The sequence below is a fragment of the Pseudomonas sp. TE21435 genome, from assembly GCF_056279265.1.
Genome location: NZ_JBWBQZ010000001.1, coordinates 790,225 through 808,156, shown reverse-complemented (window position 1 = coordinate 808,156; position 17,932 = coordinate 790,225). Strand labels below are relative to the sequence as shown.

The following is a 17,932-nucleotide window of genomic DNA, read 5'->3' as shown; positions in this document are numbered from 1 at the left end:
CGACCGTGGGGGTGCGCATGGAGCGCCGTAAAAGTGTTACGCCGTATGGCATCCTGGCCTGCGCGCCCGCGCCACTGCTAAAGTGCGCGCCGCGGCCCTCCCGGCCCCAGCAATGATGGAAACCTGCCGATGGAAAGAATGATCCAGTTCGTGGCGGTGGTGGTGGTCTGCACCAGCATCGGCATCGCCTGCGAGCACTACGAAGTGAACCGCTACCTGAAATGGCTGCTGATGGCCCTGCCGGCGATTGTCTGGGTGCGCCTGCGCAATCCGTTGCAACGCTGAATTTGCGCATGGGTTTGCAGTAAACTCGCAGGCCTTAACGTGCCCAAGGCTGCCCCATGTCCCGCCTGACCCGACTGCTGTTGCCCGTGCTCCTGCTCGGCGCCCTCGCCGCCTGCGACCAGAAGCCCAGCCGCGAGGAACAGATCCTCGCCAACCTGCCCTTGCAGGAAGCCTACGACCACAACATCGAACGCATGGCCGGGCTGCTGGCCATGAACCACGCGCAGGTGCCCCAGGACAAGATCAAGGAGGTGCTGCGCAAGCACCTCACCGTCGAGGATCAGCGCCAGGACCTTTTCAAGTTGTACAGCGAGGAGCACTTCGACGACGCCGAATTCGCCAGCATCGTCCAGGCCACCCGCGACCCGGCCAAAGCCAGGGAACTGGGCCAGAGCGACGAGGGCAAGCGCCTGAGCGAGAAGCTCACCCGGCTGATGCGCGAGAGCGCCAGCGACCCCCAGGTCCAGGCCCTGGCTCAGGCGCGCATGCAGCAGGTCGAGGATGACCTGCGAGCACTGCAACAGGACGCGCCCTGACCCTGTAGGGCACAGGAATCAATCACGGCAAAGTCCGTGATAGCTGTGAGAAGCCGGAGCGCCCTGCGTAATCCAACCCTGCAATTGCCCGCCTGCATGGTTCACCTTGCGCCTAGCGCGTAAGGTGAGGCACCTGCTGCATCCCATGAGGCCAAGGATTGCGATACATGCCCCCCCACGCTCGGCGCCCCGACCTGCGCACTCTCATCCTCGCGCTCTGCGCCATCACCGCGCTGGTGATGCTGCTGGCCAGTTACTTCGCCAGCTACCGTGTGCAACGCCAACTGCTGATCGACAGTGCCCTGGAAGCCAACCGGGCCTACGCCGCCAAAGTGGCCGCCGTGACCGAGAACACCCTGGGCAACGCCCTGCAGCAACTGGCCTACAGCGCCAGCCAATGTGCCCGGCACCCCGATGACGTTAACCTGGTACAGGCTGAAATCGACCGCCTGCAACAGCAAAGCAACCTGTTCAACTCAACCTTGCGAGTCAGCGCCCAAGGTGTGGTGCGCACGCTTGCGCCAGCGCCACTGCAACACCTGGCCGGTACCCAGGCCAGCTCGGCCGCGTCCCGGGAAGCCTTGCGCGAGCGCCGTACGCTGGTTTCCACGCCCTTCCTGTCGGCGGCCGGCAACCTGTTGGTGATCATGTCGCAGCCGATCTTCGACGCCGACGGACGCTACCAGGGCTATATCGGCGGCAGCCTGTACCTGCGCGAACGCAACTTGCTCAACAGCCTGCTGGGCACGCACTTCTACCAGAACGGCGCCTACCTCTACGTGATTGATCGCAACCGTCGACTGCTGTTCCACCCCGACAGCCAGCGGGTCGGCACGCTGGTGGGCGACAACTCGCTGGTCGACGAGCTCCCCCATCTTGACCAAGGCACCCGCCGGCTGGTGAACAGCCAGGGCGTGGAAATGCTCGCCGGTTTCGCCACGGTGCCCAGCACCGGCTGGGCCATCGTTTCCCAGCAACCGCTGCAACAGACCGTGGCACCGCTGCGCCACCTGATCCTCAATGTCATCGCCATTTCCGCGCCGCTGGCCCTGCTCGGCTGCCTGCTGCTGTGTTGGCTGACGCAAGTCATCGCCCACCCGCTCAGGCAACTGGCCACGGTCGCCCGGGGCACGGGCGAGCAACAGACCACCGAGCGCATCCACCAGGTTCGCGCCTGGTACGCCGAGGCTGCGGAGCTCAAACGCGCCCTGCTGTTCGGCCTGAACCTGTTGCAGGAGCGCATCGGCCGACTCAACCATGACGCCCAGACCGACCCGCTCACCGGACTGCTCAACCGCCGTGGCCTGCAGCAGGCACTGCGTTTGCTGCAGGCCGAGAAACGCGGCTTCGCCGTGGTGGTACTGGACATCGACCATTTCAAGCGGATCAACGACAACCACGGCCATGACATCGGCGACCTGGTCCTGCAGCGGCTGGCAGGCCTGATGCGTGGTACCTGCCGTGAGGGCGACCTGCTGTGCCGCACCGGTGGCGAGGAGTTCCTGATGCTCCTGCCGGGCGCGGGCCTGGAGGTGGCGACCGCCATCGCCGGCCACCTGCGCCTGACCGTGGAGCATACCCCTATCGAACCTATCGGCGGGATTACCCTGTCCCTGGGCGTGGCCAGCTGGCAGCCCCTGACGGGTGACGAGCCTGGCGATACCCTGCGCAAAGCTGACCAGGCGCTGTACCGGGCCAAGCAGAAGGGGCGCAACCGCGTGTGCATCGACAGCCAGGCCTGACACTTCGCCAGCACAGGCCGGAAAAAGGCCGGCCTCCTGCAGACTGCTGTAACATCCCGCGCTTTTGTTCAAGGAAGACGCGCCATGCGCCGTTTGCTGTTCCTGTTGCTGGCCCTGAGCCTGACCTCGTGCGCGCCCCGCCTGCCCTCCCCAACACCTCCCGAGCCTGCCGCCACGCCGCTGACCCTGCTCGACCATGGGCGCTTCCGGCTCTGGTACGACTGCCAGCGCGGCGAGCCGCACCGTTTCAGCTTCACCCTCGACAATGACCAGGGTCACCTGCCTCGCGTCGATAACTTCCGTATCGATCGCAGCCTGCCCGAGGGTTGCATGGGCCAGTTCTCGGCCAAGGCCTACTCGACACCCAAGGGCTATCACCGCGGCCACCTGGCAGCCAACAATCATTTCGACGACGACCGGGCGGCGATGGACGCCTCCAACCTGATGAGCAATATCGTCCCGCAGTTGGCCTCGCACAATAGCCGCACCTGGTACCAGACCGAGCTGCTGACCGAGTGCTACCGCGACCTGCGCCCGGTGACGGTAATCGGTGGCGTGGTGTTCGGCCATGCCGGCGCGGCCCTGGACAACGATGCCTTCGTCCAGTCCCACGGCATCGCCACGCCCGAGGCGTTCTGGAAGGTGCTGCTGACCGAGGATGAACACGGACAGCCCCAGGTCATCGCCTGGTGGATCCCGCACCAGGCCGGACTCGGTACCGACCTGGACCCATACTTGCGCAGCGTTCGCCAGATCGAGACTGCGCTTGGCCCGGACGAGCCGCCGATCGAGGTGCCCGAGCAGCTGAAAGATCAGCGCCCGCCCCACACCTGGCCGCTGCCTGCGCGTTGCGACCGTGAGTGAGGGGAAGCCTTCCCCCTGAAGAATGAGGCGCAGTCACATTAAGCTACCGCCCCTTCTCAAACCGGTACACGCAGGTACCGGTGTTTGCCTCCAAGGACGTTGCCGTGTCGAAGATCCAGCGTTTCACCCTCTCCCCCCTGGCAGCGCTTGGCCTGCTCACCCTCGTGGCCTGCAGCGCGAACCCCGAGGCCAGCGCGAAAGTCGACGCCGCCGCCCTGTCCGGTTTCACGGCGGCCATGCAGAGCGCCCTCATCAACCGCATCGATGCCGCCAACCAAGGCACTCTGGTTGGCGTAGTCACGCTCAAGCTCACCCTGGACCGGAACAATCGCCCCATCGCCTGCAAGGCCGTGCGCAGTTCGATTGCCCATGAACGGCTGTTGCCCTTGGGCGTCACGGCATCTTCCTTGAGCCAATTGAAGCAACTGGTCGAGCACGAATGCTGGAGAACCACCTACCCGCCAGTGCCTGAAGGCCTGTTCGAGAACGACCAGGTGGAAGTGATCGCCCCCCTTGTGCTGATCTCTCGCCTGCCGATGCCGCGGCCCTGAGTCCCACATCCGGTGCTAACAGGCATCCGGATGTCGCCCCCGACAAAGCGCCCTCGCCCTACCGCTTGTCTACTGGCCCGAGAACAACGACGGCGCGCCCCGAGCGCGTCGCATCCGTCCAGGCTGCCAAGACCACCGGAGAGCACCCCATGTCCATCGCCCACGAGGTCCCACCCGCCACCTTGCGGCGGGTGATCGCTGCCTCGGCCATTGGCAACTTCGTCGAATGGTTCGACTTCGCCGTCTACGGTTTCCTCGCCACGCTGATCGCCAGCCAGTTCTTCGCCAGCGAGGATGAAAGCGTCGCCCTGCTCAAGACCTTCGCCGTGTTTGCCGTGGCCTTCGCCCTGCGCCCGCTGGGCGGCATCGTGTTCGGCGCGCTGGGCGACCGCCTCGGGCGCAAGCGCATACTGTCGTTGACCATCCTGCTGATGGCCGGCTCCACCACGCTGATCGGCCTGCTGCCGACCTATGCCAGCATCGGCGTGCTGGCCCCGGCGCTGCTCACCCTTGCCCGTTGCCTGCAGGGGTTTTCCGCTGGGGGTGAATATGCCGGCGCTTGCGCCTACCTGATGGAGCACGCGCCACGGGGCAGACGGGCGTTCTACGGCAGCTTCGTGCCGGTCTCGACCTTCTCCGCCTTCGCCTGCGCGGCGGTCATCGCCTATGGCCTGGAGGCGAGCCTCACTGCCGAGGCGATGAATGCCTGGGGTTGGCGTATTCCGTTCCTCGTCGCCGCGCCCCTGGGCCTGGTCGGCCTGTACCTGCGCTGGCGCATGGAGGAAACCCCGGCGTTTCGCCAGGCAATCGCCGAAGGCAAGGCCCACAACCATTCGCCGTTGGGCGACACCCTGCGCCACCATGGCCGCACCATCCGCAACCTTGGCGCGTTCATCTCGCTGACAGCGCTGTCGTTCTACATGTTCACCACCTACTTCGCCACCTACCTGCAGACGGTCGGCCACCTGAGCCGCGCCCAGGCGCTCCTGGTCTCGACCGTGGCGCTGCTGTTCGCCGCCGCCGGTTGCCCGCTGGCGGGCGCCTTTTCCGATCGTGTCGGGCGACGCCGGACCATCGGCTTCACTTGCCTGTGGGTGATGGTGGCGGTATTCCCGGCCTACTGGCTGGCCAGTTCGGGGTCGCTGACCGGGGCATTGCTGGGGGTGATCCTGCTGGCCATCGGCGCGCTGATGAGTGGCGTGGTCACCGCCGCGCTGCTGTCGGAGTGCTTCCCCACCCGCAGCCGCTACACCGCCTCGGCGATCACCTACAACGTTGCCTACACCCTGTTTGGCGGCACCGCGCCGCTGGTGGCGACCTGGTTGATCGAACAAAGCGGCAGCCGCCTGGCGCCGGCGTTCTACCTGGTGGTGATTGCCTTGCTGGCGTTGGTGGGCGGGTTGGCGTTACCGGAGACATCGCAGGTTTCACTACACCGTGAAAGCGAAGGCGCGCGCCGGCATGCCGATAGCGATAAAGCGATGTCGACGGACTGATTGCACGCGCTGTCGACAGCATCAAGACATGGCGATAGGCCATGCATTAGCATGCGTGGCCTCGGTGGCCTGATGGGGGCCACCTGTCTTGTTCCTACTCACTGAGCCGTGAGTCGGTCAATGCCATGTAAAGGATGCGCTGATGGCTACAGATGTCTGCACTCTGGCGGGAATCGCTTTCGAATGTTTCCAGCTGGACAAGAATGCGCCCAAGCTCTTTGGTTTCGCCGAACTGCTCAGTGGCCTGGCCCTGACCCTGCTGGTCTGGACCATTGCCGATGTACGCTACAAGTTTCGTATAGAGACCGCCGGGTTCAGGGTACGAGACACCTCGATCGCTATCATCCTGGCGCTGGGTGTAGTGGTACTGATTACTGATCTATGGCGCTACAGCCAATGGTGGATGCCCCTGAAGGGACCGATCACTCCCGAAATCTGGCAATTCATGCTGGGCCTGGTGTTCTTCGCGGTATTCAGCACGTGGTTGATTGTCGCGTTCCTGAGACCTCCAGTCTTCAATCACTGCAATGCCAGACAGTTCGGCAAGAGTGTCGAGTCTCGTCTACAGCGTGGGTCCACGGGCGAATTGACGATTGTCGCAGCAGAACTGATCCGATCATCCAGCAGCATTATCAGCCATGCTGCCGAACGGGCGCCGAAAGGCAATCTCAAGACCACAGCACGCGCCCGTGAGCTACTCAACACCATTGCCAGCCCCAGGTTCTGCAAGGTTTTCGTGGAAAGCGCACCAAAGTTGATCATCAGCTTGTTCAACGAGATCCGCGCACAGGAGGCGTATGGTCCCGAAGCAGAAAACCTGGCACGAAATGTCCTGACCGCCGCCATCAACAATCGTGACTCATTCCTGTTCGTAGAATTGCAACATGAAGAGCTGGGCTTGAAGGACTACCCGGTTATCAGGGCACTGTGGGGCGACCTGAACATGGTCAACGGTATCAGCATGCTGCTCTCTCCCTACACTTCGCGCAGAACCCCATGGGATCTCGAACAATGGCGCGCTTATCTCCACCTGGTCCGGGAAGCGTTCGCTACGTATGTGAAGGGGCCCTGCACGATGAATCCCAATTCGCTGCATTGGGCATATCTAAATATTCGCGGGATGTATGCAGATCTGAATGCGGATCTGTCAGTTCAGGAACTACGGCCCGACGACGATCTTTTCCAGCGCCTCCAGGCCCTTGGAGAATTGATCGAGGACATGGTCGAAATGCTGGACAAGCACAAAGCGCCTGCGCCCCTGCCGCACACAACTATCGCCAAGATCATCCTTGACCTGATCAAAGCAGCCTCTTGCGTACGCAAGCCACGCCCCGTAGCGAGGAAGATCCAGGCCAAACTGGTCTGGGAGGACATCCTCAACTCCTGCGCACTCAGGAGCGATGCAGGTACAGCGATCCAGTCCATCGTACATGAGCAGCTCCTGAACACGATCAAGCGATGCCCGGATCTCGATAGCGTTCGCCTGCTGGGATATAGCCTCAACGTGCTCGGTTTCGTGGTCTCCAAGGAAGACAGTGACTATGGATCGACCTGGAGAACACTTCACATCGAGCTTCTGCAATGGGTCAGGGCGCATCTGGCAGGAATGCTCAGGCAACACCCCCGCATGGCCAGTGAATGCTTCGTCGACGGGATGTCATTCGATGCGGTACATAATCGACTGGTCATACGCTACCCCACCGATTGGGGAGACGTACCGCCTGAATACTTCGAACTGGACCCGACACCCGACGAACCGCAAGCCGCTGCGGGTTGAAGGCTATTACCCAAGGGTTAAAAGGGGGCGCACAGCGCCCCCTGACCTTCGGGAATCAAGGCAAATCGAACCTGTCCAGCTCCATCACCTTCACCCACGCCGCGACGAAGTCCTTGACGAACTTCTCCCTGGCATCGCTGCTGCCATACACCTCGCTCAAGGCACGCAGCTGCGCATGGGAGCCGAACACCAGGTCGACCCGGCTGGCGGTCCATTTCACCTGGCCGGTCTTGCGGTCACGGCCCTCGAACGCTTCGTTGTCCGCCGAAGTCGGTTTCCACTCCACGCCCATGTCCAGCAGGTTGCGGAAGAAGTCGTTGCTGAGCACGCCGACCTTGTCGGTGAACACACCCTCCTTGCTGCCGCCATGGTTGGCGCCAAGCACCCGCAGGCCGCCGATCAGCACGGTCAGCTCCGGTGCGGTGAGCGTCAGCAACTGGGCCTTGTCCAGCAGCAATTTCTCGGCCTTGACGCTGTAGCGCGCCTTGCTGAAGTTGCGGAAACCGTCGGCCAGAGGCTCAAGCACCGCGAACGACTCGACATCGGTCTGCTCCTGCGAGGCATCCACGCGCCCCGGATGGAACGGCACGCTGATGTTGTGCCCGACATCCTTGGCGGCTTTCTCCACCGCCGCGCTGCCGGCCAGCACGATCAGATCGGCCAGGGAGATCGTGTTCCCGCCCTCGTTGCGGATCTTCTCCAGCGCCGCCAGCACCTTGTCCAGCCCCTGGTTCGCCGTCCAACCGTTCTGCGGAGCCAGGCGCAGGCGACCGCCGTTGGCGCCGCCGCGCTTGTCGGAACCGCGGAAGGTCGAGGCCGAGGCCCAGGCGGCGGACACCAGTTCGCCGACACTCAGCCCAGAAGCCAGCACCTTGGCCTTGAGCGCGGCGATATCGGCGTCGCTGGGTTGAGGCCCTGCCTTGGGCAGCGGGTCCTGCCACAGCAGTTCCTCGTTGGGCATTTCCGGCCCGAGGTAGCGTGCCAGCGGGCCCATGTCGCGGTGGATCAGCTTGTACCAGGCACGGGCGAAGGCATCGGCGAGCTGGTCGGGGTTGTCCTTGAAGCGCCGGGCGATGGGCTCATAGATCGGGTCGAAGCGCAGCGCCAGGTCAGAGGTGAGCATCGACGGCGCGTGCTTCTTGCCGGGATCATGGGCATCAGGCACGGTCCCCGCGCCCTTGCCATCCTTCGGCCGCCACTGGTGGGCGCCAGCCGGGCTCTTGGTCAGTTCCCACTCGAAGTTGAACAGGTTGTTCAGGTACTCGTTGCTCCACTTCGTCGGGGTCGAGGTCCAGGTCACTTCCAGGCCGCTGGTGATGGTGTCGCCACCCTTGCCGGTACCGAACTTGTTGCTCCAGCCCAGGCCCTGCAGCTCGAGGCCCGCGGCTTCCGGCTCGGCGCCGACGTTGTCGGCGGGGCCGGCACCGTGGGTCTTGCCGAAGGCATGGCCGCCGGCGATCAGCGCCACGGTCTCTTCATCGTTCATGGCCATTCGGCCGAAGGTCTCGCGGATATCCTTGCCGGATTTCACCGGATCGGGCTCGCCTTCCGGGCCCTCCGGGTTGACGTAGATCAGGCCCATCTGCACGGCGGCCAACGGGTTTTCCAGGTTGCGCTCGGCAGACAGGTCGCGGTTCTGCTCCTCGCCATGCTTGGCGGGCTCGGCCACCAGGTCACCCTGGCCGGGCGGCTGGGCCTTGACCTGTTCCTTGCCGTAGCGGGTGTCACCACCCAGCCAGACCTTCTCCGAGCCCCAGTACACGTCCTCGTCGGGCTCCCACACATCGGCGCGGCCACCGGAGAAGCCGAAGGTCTTGAAGCCCATGGACTCCAGGGCGACGTTGCCGGTAAGCACAATCAGGTCGGCCCAGGAGATCTTGTTGCCGTACTTCTGCTTGATCGGCCATAGCAGGCGCCGGGCCTTGTCCAGGCTGACGTTGTCCGGCCAGCTGTTGAGCGGGGCGAAGCGCTGCTGGCCGGAGCCGGCGCCGCCACGGCCATCGCCGATGCGATAGGTACCGGCGCTGTGCCAGGCCATGCGGATGAACAATGGGCCATAGTGGCCGAAGTCGGCCGGCCACCAGTCCTGGGAGTCGGTCATCAAGGCGCTCAGGTCTTTTTTCAAGGCCTGGAAGTCGAGGCTCTTGAACGCCTTGGCGTAGTCGAAGTCCGGGTCCATGGGGTCGGACTTGCTGGAGTGCTGGTGGAGGATCTTCAGGTTGAGCTGGTCAGGCCACCAGTCACGGTTGCTGGTGCCGCCACCGGCGGTCTGGTGGAACGGGCATTTCGATTCGTTCGCCATCTGCTTCTACCTTTAGGGTCGGTTCAATTCAGATTTCCGGGCGTTCTTGTAATTGCGCTGCCAGGTGTTGGATCAGGCGTTCGCCAAGCGCGCCTGCCCCTCATCGGTTATGGCCGGGCACACCTGTGCACCGGCTTTTCACGGAACCAGCAGAAAGACTAGCCGAGCCTGGGCAGAGGTCTAATAGAGGCGATATTGGGGGGTGATAGCCTGGCTCTGTCAGCCTGTGGCGCCGGCAGATCAGGATCGTCACATTGATCTGTTCAACTGGGCTCGCCCCGATGCAAAAGCACATTCGGCCGTCCTTCGCGATAGCGGCCGACCCCGCGCCAAGGACGGCGCAGTCACGGGCCTGATGGCACTTGCCTGGCCAAGTGCGTGGACAACTCGGACGAAATGCGCCTCACGCCCTTTCGTACCGCGGCAAGTGAAGGCACAATGCGTGTCCTTTTTTTGGCCGGCCTGGCCGGGGGCCTTTAAATGATCAAGACGCCGTACTACCTCATCGACAAAACCAAGCTGCTGAGCAACATGGAGAAGATCGCCTACGTGCGCGAACACTCCGGTGCCAAGGCACTGCTTGCCCTCAAGTGTTTCGCTACCTGGTCGGTATTCGACCTGATGCAGCAGTACATGGACGGCACCACCTCGTCTTCGCTGTTCGAGCTCAAGCTCGGCCGCCAGAAGTTCGCAGGCGAAACCCATGCCTACAGCGTGGCCTGGGCCGACGACGAAGTCGAAGAGATGCTCGAGAACTGCGACAAGATCATCTTCAACTCCATCGGCCAGCTCGAGCGCTTTGCCGAGCAGTCCGAAGGCAAGGTGCGCGGGCTGCGCGTCAACCCGCAGGTGAGCAGCTCCGACTACCTGCTGGCCGACCCGGCGCGCCCGTTCAGCCGCCTCGGCGAGTGGGATCCAGAGAAGATCGAGAAGGTGATCGAGAAGATCTCCGGCTTCATGTTCCACAACAACTGCGAGAACGGCGACTTCGGCCTGTTCGACAAGATGCTCACGCACATCGAGGAGCGCTTCGGCCATCTGCTGCACAAGGTCGAGTGGGTCAGCCTCGGCGGCGGCATCCACTTCACCGGCGAGGACTACGCGGTGGACGCCTTCTGCGCGCGCCTGAAGCAGTTCTCGCAAACCTACGGCGTACAGGTGTACCTGGAGCCGGGCGAAGCGGCCATCACCAACAGCGCCTCGCTGGAAGTGACCGTGCTCGACACCCTGTACAACGGCAAGCACCTCGCCGTGGTCGACAGCTCCATCGAAGCGCACCTGCTCGACCTGCTGATCTACCGCCTCAACGCCAAGATGACCCCCAACGACGGCGCGCACACCTACATGGTCTGTGGCAAGTCGTGCCTGGCCGGCGACATCTTCGGCGAGTACCAATTCGACAAGCCACTGGCCATCGGTGATCGGCTGTCGTTCGTCGACACGGCGGGCTACACCATGGTCAAGAAAAACTGGTTCAACGGTCTGAAAATGCCATCCATCGCGGTCAAGCAACTCGACGGCAGCGTCGAAGTGGTGCGCGAGTTCGGTTTCGAAGACTACGTTTCGAGCCTGTCGTAAGACAGGCTTTCATGAAGGAGAGCAGCTGAATTGAAGAAGAACGTTCTTATCATTGGTGCAGGAGGTGTCGCCAAGGTGGTGGCCCACAAGTGCGCACAGCATAACGACGAACTGGGTCGTATTGCGATTGCGTCACGGAACATCTCCAAATGCCAGGCCATCATCGACAGCGTCAAGGCCAAGGGTAGCCTCAAGGTACCCGCCGACATCCAGGCCTTCTCGCTCAACGCCCTCGATGTCGAGGCGACCAAGGCACTGATCCGCGAGACCGAATCGCAGATCGTGATCAACGTTGGCTCCGCCTTCCTCAACATGTCGGTGCTGCGCGCCTGCATCGATACCGGTGTCGCTTATCTTGACACCGCCATCCACGAAGAGCCGGGCAAGATCTGCGAGACCCCGCCGTGGTACGGCAACTACGAGTGGAAACACCTCGAAGAGTGCCAACAAAAGAACATTACCGCCATTCTCGGCGTCGGCTTCGACCCGGGTGTGGTGAACAGCTACGCGAAACTCGCGCAGCAGCAGTACTTCGACCAGATCGACTCGATCGACATCCTGGACGTGAATGCCGGTTCTCACGGCAAGTACTTCGCCACCAACTTCGACCCGGAAATCAACTTCCGCGAGTTCACCGGGCAAGTCTGGAGCTGGCAGAACAGCCAGTGGACCAGCAACACCATGTTCGAGGTCAAGCGCACCGACGATCTGCCGGTAGTGGGTTCGCAGAACCTGTACCTGACCGGCCACGACGAAGTGCACTCGATCTCGAAGAACCTGAACGTGCCGAACGTGCGTTTCTGGATGAGCTTCGGCGAGCACTACATCAATGTGTTCACCGTGCTGAAGAACCTCGGCCTGCTCTCCGAGCAACCGGTGAAAACCGCCGAAGGCCTGGAAGTGGTACCGCTGAAGGTGGTCAAGGCCGTGCTGCCGGATCCGGCCTCGCTGGCCCCGGGCTACACCGGCAAGACCTGCATCGGTGACCTGGTCAAGGGCACCAAGGACGGTCAGCCGCGCGAGGTGTTCATCTACAACGTGGCCGACCACGAAGAAGCCTACGCCGAGACCGACAGCCAAGGTATTTCCTACACCGCAGGCGTGCCTCCGGTAGCCGCCGCGCTACTGGTTGCCCGTGGTCAGTGGGATGCCGGGCGCATGGTCAACGTCGAGGAGCTGCCGGCCGAGCCGTTCCTCAAGGCGCTGGACGTGATGGGCCTGCCGACCCGCGTCAAGGATGAAAAAGGCGATCGTCCGTGGGACGCTGAAGCCTAAGCTGCACGATGAAGGGGCGCCAGATGGCGCCCCTTCTGTTTGTGGGATCTAACTGAGGGAGCGGGCTTGCCCCGCGATAGCGCTAGCACCGGCAAATCGCTACTTCCTGGCCTCCAGTATCAAGTTGAACGGCGTCTGCGTCGCCCGCCGGAAGCGCCTGAACCCCGCCTCCTCGAACACCGCCCGCAACCGAGCTTCCCCAGCCTGCGCACCCAGCCCCAGCCCCACTTCCTGCGACAGCGAGTTCGGCGTGCAGATGAACGTCGAAGCCGCGTAGAACAAGCGCCCCACCGGGTTGATATTGGCATCCAGGGTATCCTCGGCGAACGGCTCCACCAGCATCACCGTGCCGTCGTCCTTGAGCGCCTGATAGGCGTGTCGTGCCGCGCCCACCGGGTCACCCATATCGTGTAAACAATCGAAGAAACACACCAGGTCCAGATCGTGGCCGGGATAGTCCTTGGCCGACGCCTGCTGGAAGCCGACCCGCTCGGCCACGCCTGCATCACGCGCGCGCTCGCTGGCGGTGAGCACCGAAGGCGCATGGTAGTCGTAGCCGATGAAGCGCGAGGCGGGAAACGCCTCGGCCATGACAATGGTCGAGGCGCCATGGCCGCAGCCGACATCGGCCACCTGGGCGCCGGCCTGCAGCTTTTCCACCACCCCGTCCAGAGCCGGCAGCCAATCAGCCACCAGGAACGTTCGGTAGCCGGGTCGAAAGAAGCGCTCGGTGCCACTGAACATGCATGGATGGTGATCGCCCCAGGCCAGGGCGCCATCGCCGCGCATGGCCGCCACCAGCTTGTCCTTGTCATGGAACAGTGCCGCCAGCACCGAGGCGCCGCCGGCCATGTAGGCGGGCGAATCTTCCAGCGCCAAGGTCATGGCCTGCTCTTCGGGCAGGGTGAACTGTCCATCGTGATGCACCAGATAACCCGCCGCGGCCTGGCCATTGAGCCACTCGCGTACCAGCCGCGGCTGGCAGCCGGTGCGTTCGGCCAGGGCCTCGGGCGTGACTGGCTGACTGTCGGCCATGGCCCGATACAGCCCCAGCTCATCCCCAAGGATGACATTGGCCAGCGTCGCCGCCGCGCCCATGTCGCCCACCAGCTTGCCCATGAACTCGTGAAGCCTTGCCTCGTCCATGACCTGCCCTCCTCTGCCAGAAGGCCACCGTCGGCGACGTCCGGTCCGGTAGGCGGTGGTCGGATGGTTGATCGGGTCGCATCTGCAACCGACCCGGGCTTTAAGTCTAGACCCGCCTGCGCTATCTTCGCCGCGCCGCAGGCTTGCCCGCCAATGGCGGACGACCGCATTCGCGCACTAAAGGAACTGTCAGCATGTTTTCCAGCCGTACCCTCGTCCTCACCCTGGGCGTTGCCTTCATCATTCTCGACCAGTGGGTAAAACTGATCGCCCTGGTCGCCCTGAACAATCACAGCTATGTCTATGGCAACCAGAGCGTCTGGCTGGACCTGGCCCTGAGCCTCAACCCCGGAGCGTTCCTCAGCCTCGGCGCCGGGCTGGCTCCGTGGCTCAAGCAACTGGTGTTCGTGGTCGCCGTCGGCGTGGTGTGCGCCTGGGCCATGGTCTGGGCCTGGCGCCACTGGCAATCGGCACCGGTCAAGGCCAGCGCGGCCTGGTTCATCGCCGTGGGCGGGCTGTCCAACTTGATCGACCGGGTGTTTCGCGACGGCCACGTGGTCGATTACCTGGTCCTCAACATCGGCACCCTGCACACCGGCGTGTTCAACCTGGCCGACATCGCCATCATGGCCGGCGCCACGGTGCTGGTGGTGGACGGCATTACCCGGCCGAGCAAAGGCTGATCCCGCCTCGCCAATGGGCCGCACTGCGGGCCGCCCCAAGCGAGGCAAAGCCTGCGCACCTGAATGAGCGAGGCCCTGCCAGCATCCGCAAGGCCTCGATCACCTGCACTCGCTCAGTTCTTGCGACTACCGACACTCTCCAACTGCTCGAGCAACGCCTTGGCCAACGCCTTGTCGGAAAACGGATTCTGCCCGGTGATCAACTCGCGATCGACCACTACATGGGGCTGCCAGGCCTGGGCATAACTCATGTCGCCTCCTGCGCCGGCCATGGCCTTGGCGGGATAGAACTGCAGACGCTGCTCCTTGAGTGAGCCCTCGAACACCTGCTCCTCAGGGTCAGAGAAAATGGTCATGCGATAGCCCCGGTACGTCCAGTCGCTGGCCGCCGGGGTTTCGCCACGAGCGAGCGCGGCGCGGTAGGCAACCGGATCCTGCTGCGCCGACAGCAACGTGATCGGGCCGTGGCAAATGGCAGCCGTGGGCTTGCCGGCCTGGTGGAAGTGACGCAACAGGGCACCGACGTCGGGGTTGTTGGCCAGGTCGATCAGCGGCGCATGGCCCCCCGGGATGAAGATCCCGACATAGCGGCCCATATCGCCCGCCAGTACCTCCTTCACCGACAGCGTGTCGTCGATATCCGGCAGGCTGTCGACCACCTGGCGGATACGCTGCATCTCGCGGGCATCGCCGCCGAAGTACATCGGATCGATCGAGCGCTCATCGACACTCGGCGCATTGCCCTTGGGAGTCACCAGCACCAGCTTGTAGCCGGCCTTGAGCAACTGGTCGGCAGGCACGCCGAATTCGTTGAGGTAGTAACCGGTGGGGTACGGTTTACCGTCCTTGAGCTGCAGCTGGTTCTCGCTGGACAACAGCACCAGTACCTCACCCTTCACAGCGGCGGCGGCCTGACCGGCGAGCAAAGTGCCAGCCAGTGCCAGCGCGACGGGAGCAATCATGTTCATGGTGTCTTCCTGATCAGTTGAATGGCGCGATATCCAGCCCGTGGGCAAGCTGCACCTGAGTCGGTGCGGCCAACCAGCCGGCGCTGGCGGCGCGATAGGCCTGGTAATGGGCACTGTTGCGATGGGCCTCGACGGCGGCGGCATCGACATACAGCTCGAACAGCTCGAACGCCATTACCTCGCCCTCGCGGACGAACAGGTCATAGCGCAGGTTGCCGGGCTCGGCGCGGGTCTGCTCCACCATCAGGCGCAAGGCCTGTTCTGTGACCTCACGGTGTTCAGGATGCGGCTGGATAGTGGCGAAGATGGCAATGGTCACGGGCGTCTCCCTCAACAAGTTGGGCCCATCCTACCCATCGCGTTATGATTCGATAATTCGAAAGCACTTATTCCTGTGATTCATTTTATGAATATCAGCAACAAGGACCTCAACCTGCTGCACCTGTTCCAGGTGCTCTATGAAGAGCGCAATGCCTCCCATGCAGCGCAACGGCTGGCCCTCAGCCAGCCCGCCCTGAGCCACAAGCTCAACAAGCTGCGCCAGCAGTTCGGCGACCCCTTGTTCGTGCGTGCGCCGCGTGGCCTCACGCCAACGCCCAGGGCCCATGAACTGGCGCCCCGGATACAGCAACTGGTTGCACAGCTACAGGACTTCTACAGGGATTGCGACGGCGATGATTTCCTCTCCCGCCCGACCCAGGTGCACCTTTACAGCACCGACTACCTGGAGCAGACCCTGCTGCCCAGGCTGCTGCCGATCCTGCGCACCCAGGCACCGAACCTGACCCTGATCACCCACAACACCCAGGGCAACCTGCCACGCGAGGCGCTGGAAAAAGGCACCTGCGACCTGGCCATCGCCGGTTTCTACAACGGCTTGCCGGACACCTTCCATCAACAGCGCCTGCTCAGTGAGGACTTCGTGGTACTGGCCGCCGCCGACAACCCACACCTGACCGAGGGCATGGGCCTGGAGGCGTTCCTGGCCTGCGAGCACCTGCTGACCACACTCACCGGCGACCTCGATGGCCGGGTCGATCACGCCCTGCGGGCTATTGGTCGGCAACGTCGGGTGGTGGCCGGCCTGTCCAGCTTCATTGCCCCTACGCGCCTGGTGCGCGGCACCGACCTGCTACTCACCTGCCTGCGCTCGCTGGCCATCGAAGCGGTCGAGCGCGACCCCGGCCTGCGCCTGCACACCCTGCCCCTGGCGCTGCCTCGGGTGGAAGTGATGCAAATCTGGCACGCGCGTACCCACGCCGACCCCTTGCGTCGCTGGTTCCGGCAACAGGTATGGGAGGTGGCGCAGCAGGTCACTGCACCAGCTGGTTGATCTCGATGATCGGCATCAGCACCACCATGACGATCAGCAGCACCACCGCCCCCATATCGCCCACCAGCTTGCCCATGAACTCGTGAAGGCTTGCCTCGTCCATGACCTGCCCTCCTCTGCCAGAAGGCCACCGTCGGCGACGTCCGGTCCGGGAGGCGGTGGTGGGATGGATGATCGGGCCTTGTCTGCAACCGGCCCGAACTCAAGTCCAGATCCGCCGGCACTGCCCCTGCGGCTGCGCATGTCCACTGAAACTCTCGGGCGGCCCGATGGGTCACACCCAGTGCATGCAACAAGGATCACACCTTCAAGGAGACTGGACATGCCCTACCCCCTGACATTCACACCCCCCTTCCGCCTGCTGGCCCTGGCTGGTGCCCTGCTGGCCTGCGCTTCTATGGCCAACGCCGACGACGTGCTGCTGGTCGGCAACAAGGCCGACGCCAGCGTGTCGGCCCTGGACACTCGCAGTGGCCAGGAAATGATCCGCCTGCCGGTAGGCACCGGCCCCCACGAGGTGGTGGTCAGTGGCAATGGCCTGCTGGCCGTGGTTGGCAATTACGGCGCGCAAGGCACGGCGAACAACAGCCTGAGCGTGATCGACTGGCCGACCCGGACGGTCGTGCGCACCATCGACCTGGGCGAAGACGCCCGCCCCCACGGCATTCGCTTCCTGCCCGACAGCCAGCGTGTGGTGGTGACCACCGAAGCCAGCGAACGCCTGCTGGTGGTCGACCTGGCCCAAGGCAAAGTGCTCGACCGGATCGACGTCGGTGGCGGCAAACCGCACATGGTCGCGCTGTCACCCGGTGCCGACCGCGCCTACGTCAGCCATGTCGAGAGCGGCACGCTGTCGGTGGTCGATCTGCTGCACAAGAAGAAAATCGCCGAGGTCCCCACGGGCGCCGGCAGCGAAGGCGTGGCGGTGACCCCCAGCGGCACCCAGGTATGGGTCAGCAACCGCGACGGCAACGAAGTGGTCATCGTCGATAGCAAGCGCCTGGAAGTCACCGACCGTATCCGGACCGGCCTGTTCCCGATCCGCGTCGCGATGACCCCGGATGGCAAGTATGCACTCGTCACCTGCGCCAAGTCGGCGGAACTGGCGGTGATCGACGTGGTGGCCAAGAAAGAGATCAAGCGCATCGGCCTGGCGCGCGAAGGCGCCGAATACCGCCGTACGATGCTCGGCGAAGAGGCGTTGCCAATTGGCGCGGTGGTCTCGCCGGATGGCAAGCGGGTCTATGTGGCGATCAGCGGCGGCGACGAAGTCGCGGTGATCAGCACCGCCAACTGGACCGAGAAGGCACGCTGGAAAGCCGGCCCCGAGCCGGATGCCCTGGCGATCGTGGTGCAGCCGAAAGAAGAGAGCTGAGCACCGAAGGCGCCTCGCGGG

16 protein-coding genes and 1 pseudogene are annotated in these 17,932 nt (G+C 63.7%); 12 read left to right on the top strand and 5 right to left on the bottom strand.

Features of this window, described 5'->3' with window-relative positions:
* Window positions 1-129 precede the first annotated feature (129 nt).
* From ACZ9C1_RS03680 to ACZ9C1_RS03650, 7 genes are all read left to right on the top strand, one after another.
* A complete protein-coding gene (locus ACZ9C1_RS03680) occupies window positions 130-285 on the top strand; it encodes a hypothetical protein (protein ID WP_156177603.1) in 156 nt (51 codons plus the stop codon).
* 56 nt (window positions 286-341) lie between these two features.
* On the top strand, window positions 342-821 hold the full coding sequence (locus ACZ9C1_RS03675; RefSeq protein ID WP_476253604.1) for a hypothetical protein: 480 nt from the start codon (window positions 342-344) through the stop codon (window positions 819-821).
* A gap of 167 nt (window positions 822-988) precedes the next feature.
* A complete protein-coding gene (locus tag ACZ9C1_RS03670) occupies window positions 989-2,563 on the top strand; it encodes a sensor domain-containing diguanylate cyclase (protein WP_457378365.1) in 1,575 nt (524 codons plus the stop codon).
* Window positions 2,564-2,647: 84 nt separating this feature from the next.
* Window positions 2,648-3,427 (top strand): DNA/RNA non-specific endonuclease, encoded by a 780-nt coding sequence (locus tag ACZ9C1_RS03665; RefSeq protein ID WP_476253603.1) that lies wholly within the window; start codon window positions 2,648-2,650, stop codon window positions 3,425-3,427.
* A 104-nt stretch (window positions 3,428-3,531) separates the two neighbouring features.
* Window positions 3,532-3,978 carry a hypothetical protein gene (locus ACZ9C1_RS03660; RefSeq protein ID WP_102683734.1) on the top strand — a complete coding sequence of 149 codons (447 nt, stop codon included), beginning with the start codon at window positions 3,532-3,534 and terminating at the stop codon, window positions 3,976-3,978.
* 149 nt (window positions 3,979-4,127) lie between these two features.
* Window positions 4,128-5,474, top strand: coding sequence for an MFS transporter (locus ACZ9C1_RS03655; protein ID WP_258598191.1), 1,347 nt, complete (start codon window positions 4,128-4,130; stop codon window positions 5,472-5,474).
* A gap of 142 nt (window positions 5,475-5,616) precedes the next feature.
* Window positions 5,617-7,251, top strand: coding sequence for a hypothetical protein (locus ACZ9C1_RS03650; RefSeq protein WP_457378363.1), 1,635 nt, complete (start codon window positions 5,617-5,619; stop codon window positions 7,249-7,251).
* Window positions 7,252-7,306: 55 nt separating this feature from the next.
* On the opposite strand, the gene katG is transcribed toward ACZ9C1_RS03650, so the two are convergent.
* Window positions 7,307-9,553 (bottom strand): catalase/peroxidase HPI, encoded by a 2,247-nt coding sequence (katG, locus tag ACZ9C1_RS03645; protein WP_476253602.1) that lies wholly within the window; start codon window positions 9,551-9,553, stop codon window positions 7,307-7,309.
* A gap of 480 nt (window positions 9,554-10,033) precedes the next feature.
* Between katG and ACZ9C1_RS03640 the strand changes: the two genes are divergently transcribed.
* Both ACZ9C1_RS03640 and ACZ9C1_RS03635 read left to right on the top strand, forming a co-directional pair.
* The gene (locus ACZ9C1_RS03640; RefSeq protein ID WP_277503574.1) at window positions 10,034-11,131 is read left to right on the top strand and encodes a carboxynorspermidine decarboxylase; all 1,098 of its coding nucleotides are present in this window, start codon (window positions 10,034-10,036) and stop codon (window positions 11,129-11,131) included.
* Between the two features lie 30 nt (window positions 11,132-11,161).
* Window positions 11,162-12,406, top strand: coding sequence for a saccharopine dehydrogenase family protein (locus tag ACZ9C1_RS03635; RefSeq protein WP_038705903.1), 1,245 nt, complete (start codon window positions 11,162-11,164; stop codon window positions 12,404-12,406).
* 99 nt (window positions 12,407-12,505) lie between these two features.
* Here ACZ9C1_RS03635 and ACZ9C1_RS03630 read toward each other — a convergent pair whose 3' ends face one another.
* The gene (locus ACZ9C1_RS03630) at window positions 12,506-13,552 is read right to left on the bottom strand and encodes a class I SAM-dependent methyltransferase (protein WP_277503573.1); all 1,047 of its coding nucleotides are present in this window, start codon (window positions 13,550-13,552) and stop codon (window positions 12,506-12,508) included.
* Between the two features lie 194 nt (window positions 13,553-13,746).
* On the opposite strand from ACZ9C1_RS03630, the gene ACZ9C1_RS03625 reads away from it, so the two are divergent.
* Window positions 13,747-14,235, top strand: coding sequence for a signal peptidase II (locus tag ACZ9C1_RS03625; RefSeq protein WP_277503572.1), 489 nt, complete (start codon window positions 13,747-13,749; stop codon window positions 14,233-14,235).
* Window positions 14,236-14,348: 113 nt separating this feature from the next.
* Here the strand turns inward: ACZ9C1_RS03625 and ACZ9C1_RS03620 are convergent, their stop codons facing one another.
* Together ACZ9C1_RS03620 and ACZ9C1_RS03615 are read right to left on the bottom strand one after the other, a co-directional pair.
* A complete protein-coding gene (locus ACZ9C1_RS03620; protein ID WP_277503570.1) occupies window positions 14,349-15,203 on the bottom strand; it encodes a type 1 glutamine amidotransferase domain-containing protein in 855 nt (284 codons plus the stop codon).
* Window positions 15,204-15,216: 13 nt separating this feature from the next.
* Entirely contained in the window at window positions 15,217-15,522 is a 306-nt protein-coding gene (locus ACZ9C1_RS03615) for a putative quinol monooxygenase (RefSeq protein ID WP_111532256.1), read from the bottom strand.
* An 87-nt stretch (window positions 15,523-15,609) separates the two neighbouring features.
* Between ACZ9C1_RS03615 and ACZ9C1_RS03610 the strand changes: the two genes are divergently transcribed.
* Window positions 15,610-16,536: a LysR family transcriptional regulator gene (locus tag ACZ9C1_RS03610; RefSeq protein WP_476253601.1), complete on the top strand. Its 927-nt coding sequence runs from the start codon at window positions 15,610-15,612 to the stop codon at window positions 16,534-16,536.
* On the opposite strand, the pseudogene ACZ9C1_RS03605 reads toward ACZ9C1_RS03610, so the two are convergent.
* Window positions 16,517-16,591, bottom strand: a pseudogene (locus tag ACZ9C1_RS03605) (hypothetical protein); the annotation flags it as partial. The gene ACZ9C1_RS03610 and the pseudogene ACZ9C1_RS03605 sit on opposite strands and share 20 nt — an antisense overlap.
* Before the next feature lie 267 nt (window positions 16,592-16,858).
* Between ACZ9C1_RS03605 and ACZ9C1_RS03600 the strand changes: the two are divergent.
* Complete coding sequence (locus ACZ9C1_RS03600) at window positions 16,859-17,911, top strand: YVTN family beta-propeller repeat protein (RefSeq protein ID WP_476253600.1); 1,053 nt, start codon at window positions 16,859-16,861, stop codon at window positions 17,909-17,911.
* Window positions 17,912-17,932 lie beyond the last annotated feature (21 nt).

Coding starts and splice junctions, on each gene's coding strand:
- ACZ9C1_RS03680 (WP_156177603.1), top strand. CDS start 130: ATGGAAAGAATGATCCAGTTCGTGGCGGTGGTGGTGGTCTGCACCAGC.
- ACZ9C1_RS03675 (WP_476253604.1), top strand. CDS start 342: ATGTCCCGCCTGACCCGACTGCTGTTGCCCGTGCTCCTGCTCGGCGCC.
- ACZ9C1_RS03670 (WP_457378365.1), top strand. CDS start 989: ATGCCCCCCCACGCTCGGCGCCCCGACCTGCGCACTCTCATCCTCGCG.
- ACZ9C1_RS03665 (WP_476253603.1), top strand. CDS start 2,648: ATGCGCCGTTTGCTGTTCCTGTTGCTGGCCCTGAGCCTGACCTCGTGC.
- ACZ9C1_RS03655 (WP_258598191.1), top strand. CDS start 4,128: ATGTCCATCGCCCACGAGGTCCCACCCGCCACCTTGCGGCGGGTGATC.
- ACZ9C1_RS03650 (WP_457378363.1), top strand. CDS start 5,617: ATGGCTACAGATGTCTGCACTCTGGCGGGAATCGCTTTCGAATGTTTC.
- katG (WP_476253602.1), bottom strand. CDS start 9,553: ATGGCGAACGAATCGAAATGCCCGTTCCACCAGACCGCCGGTGGCGGC.
- ACZ9C1_RS03640 (WP_277503574.1), top strand. CDS start 10,034: ATGATCAAGACGCCGTACTACCTCATCGACAAAACCAAGCTGCTGAGC.
- ACZ9C1_RS03630 (WP_277503573.1), bottom strand. CDS start 13,552: ATGGACGAGGCAAGGCTTCACGAGTTCATGGGCAAGCTGGTGGGCGAC.
- ACZ9C1_RS03625 (WP_277503572.1), top strand. CDS start 13,747: ATGTTTTCCAGCCGTACCCTCGTCCTCACCCTGGGCGTTGCCTTCATC.
- ACZ9C1_RS03620 (WP_277503570.1), bottom strand. CDS start 15,203: ATGAACATGATTGCTCCCGTCGCGCTGGCACTGGCTGGCACTTTGCTC.
- ACZ9C1_RS03610 (WP_476253601.1), top strand. CDS start 15,610: ATGAATATCAGCAACAAGGACCTCAACCTGCTGCACCTGTTCCAGGTG.
- ACZ9C1_RS03600 (WP_476253600.1), top strand. CDS start 16,859: ATGCCCTACCCCCTGACATTCACACCCCCCTTCCGCCTGCTGGCCCTG.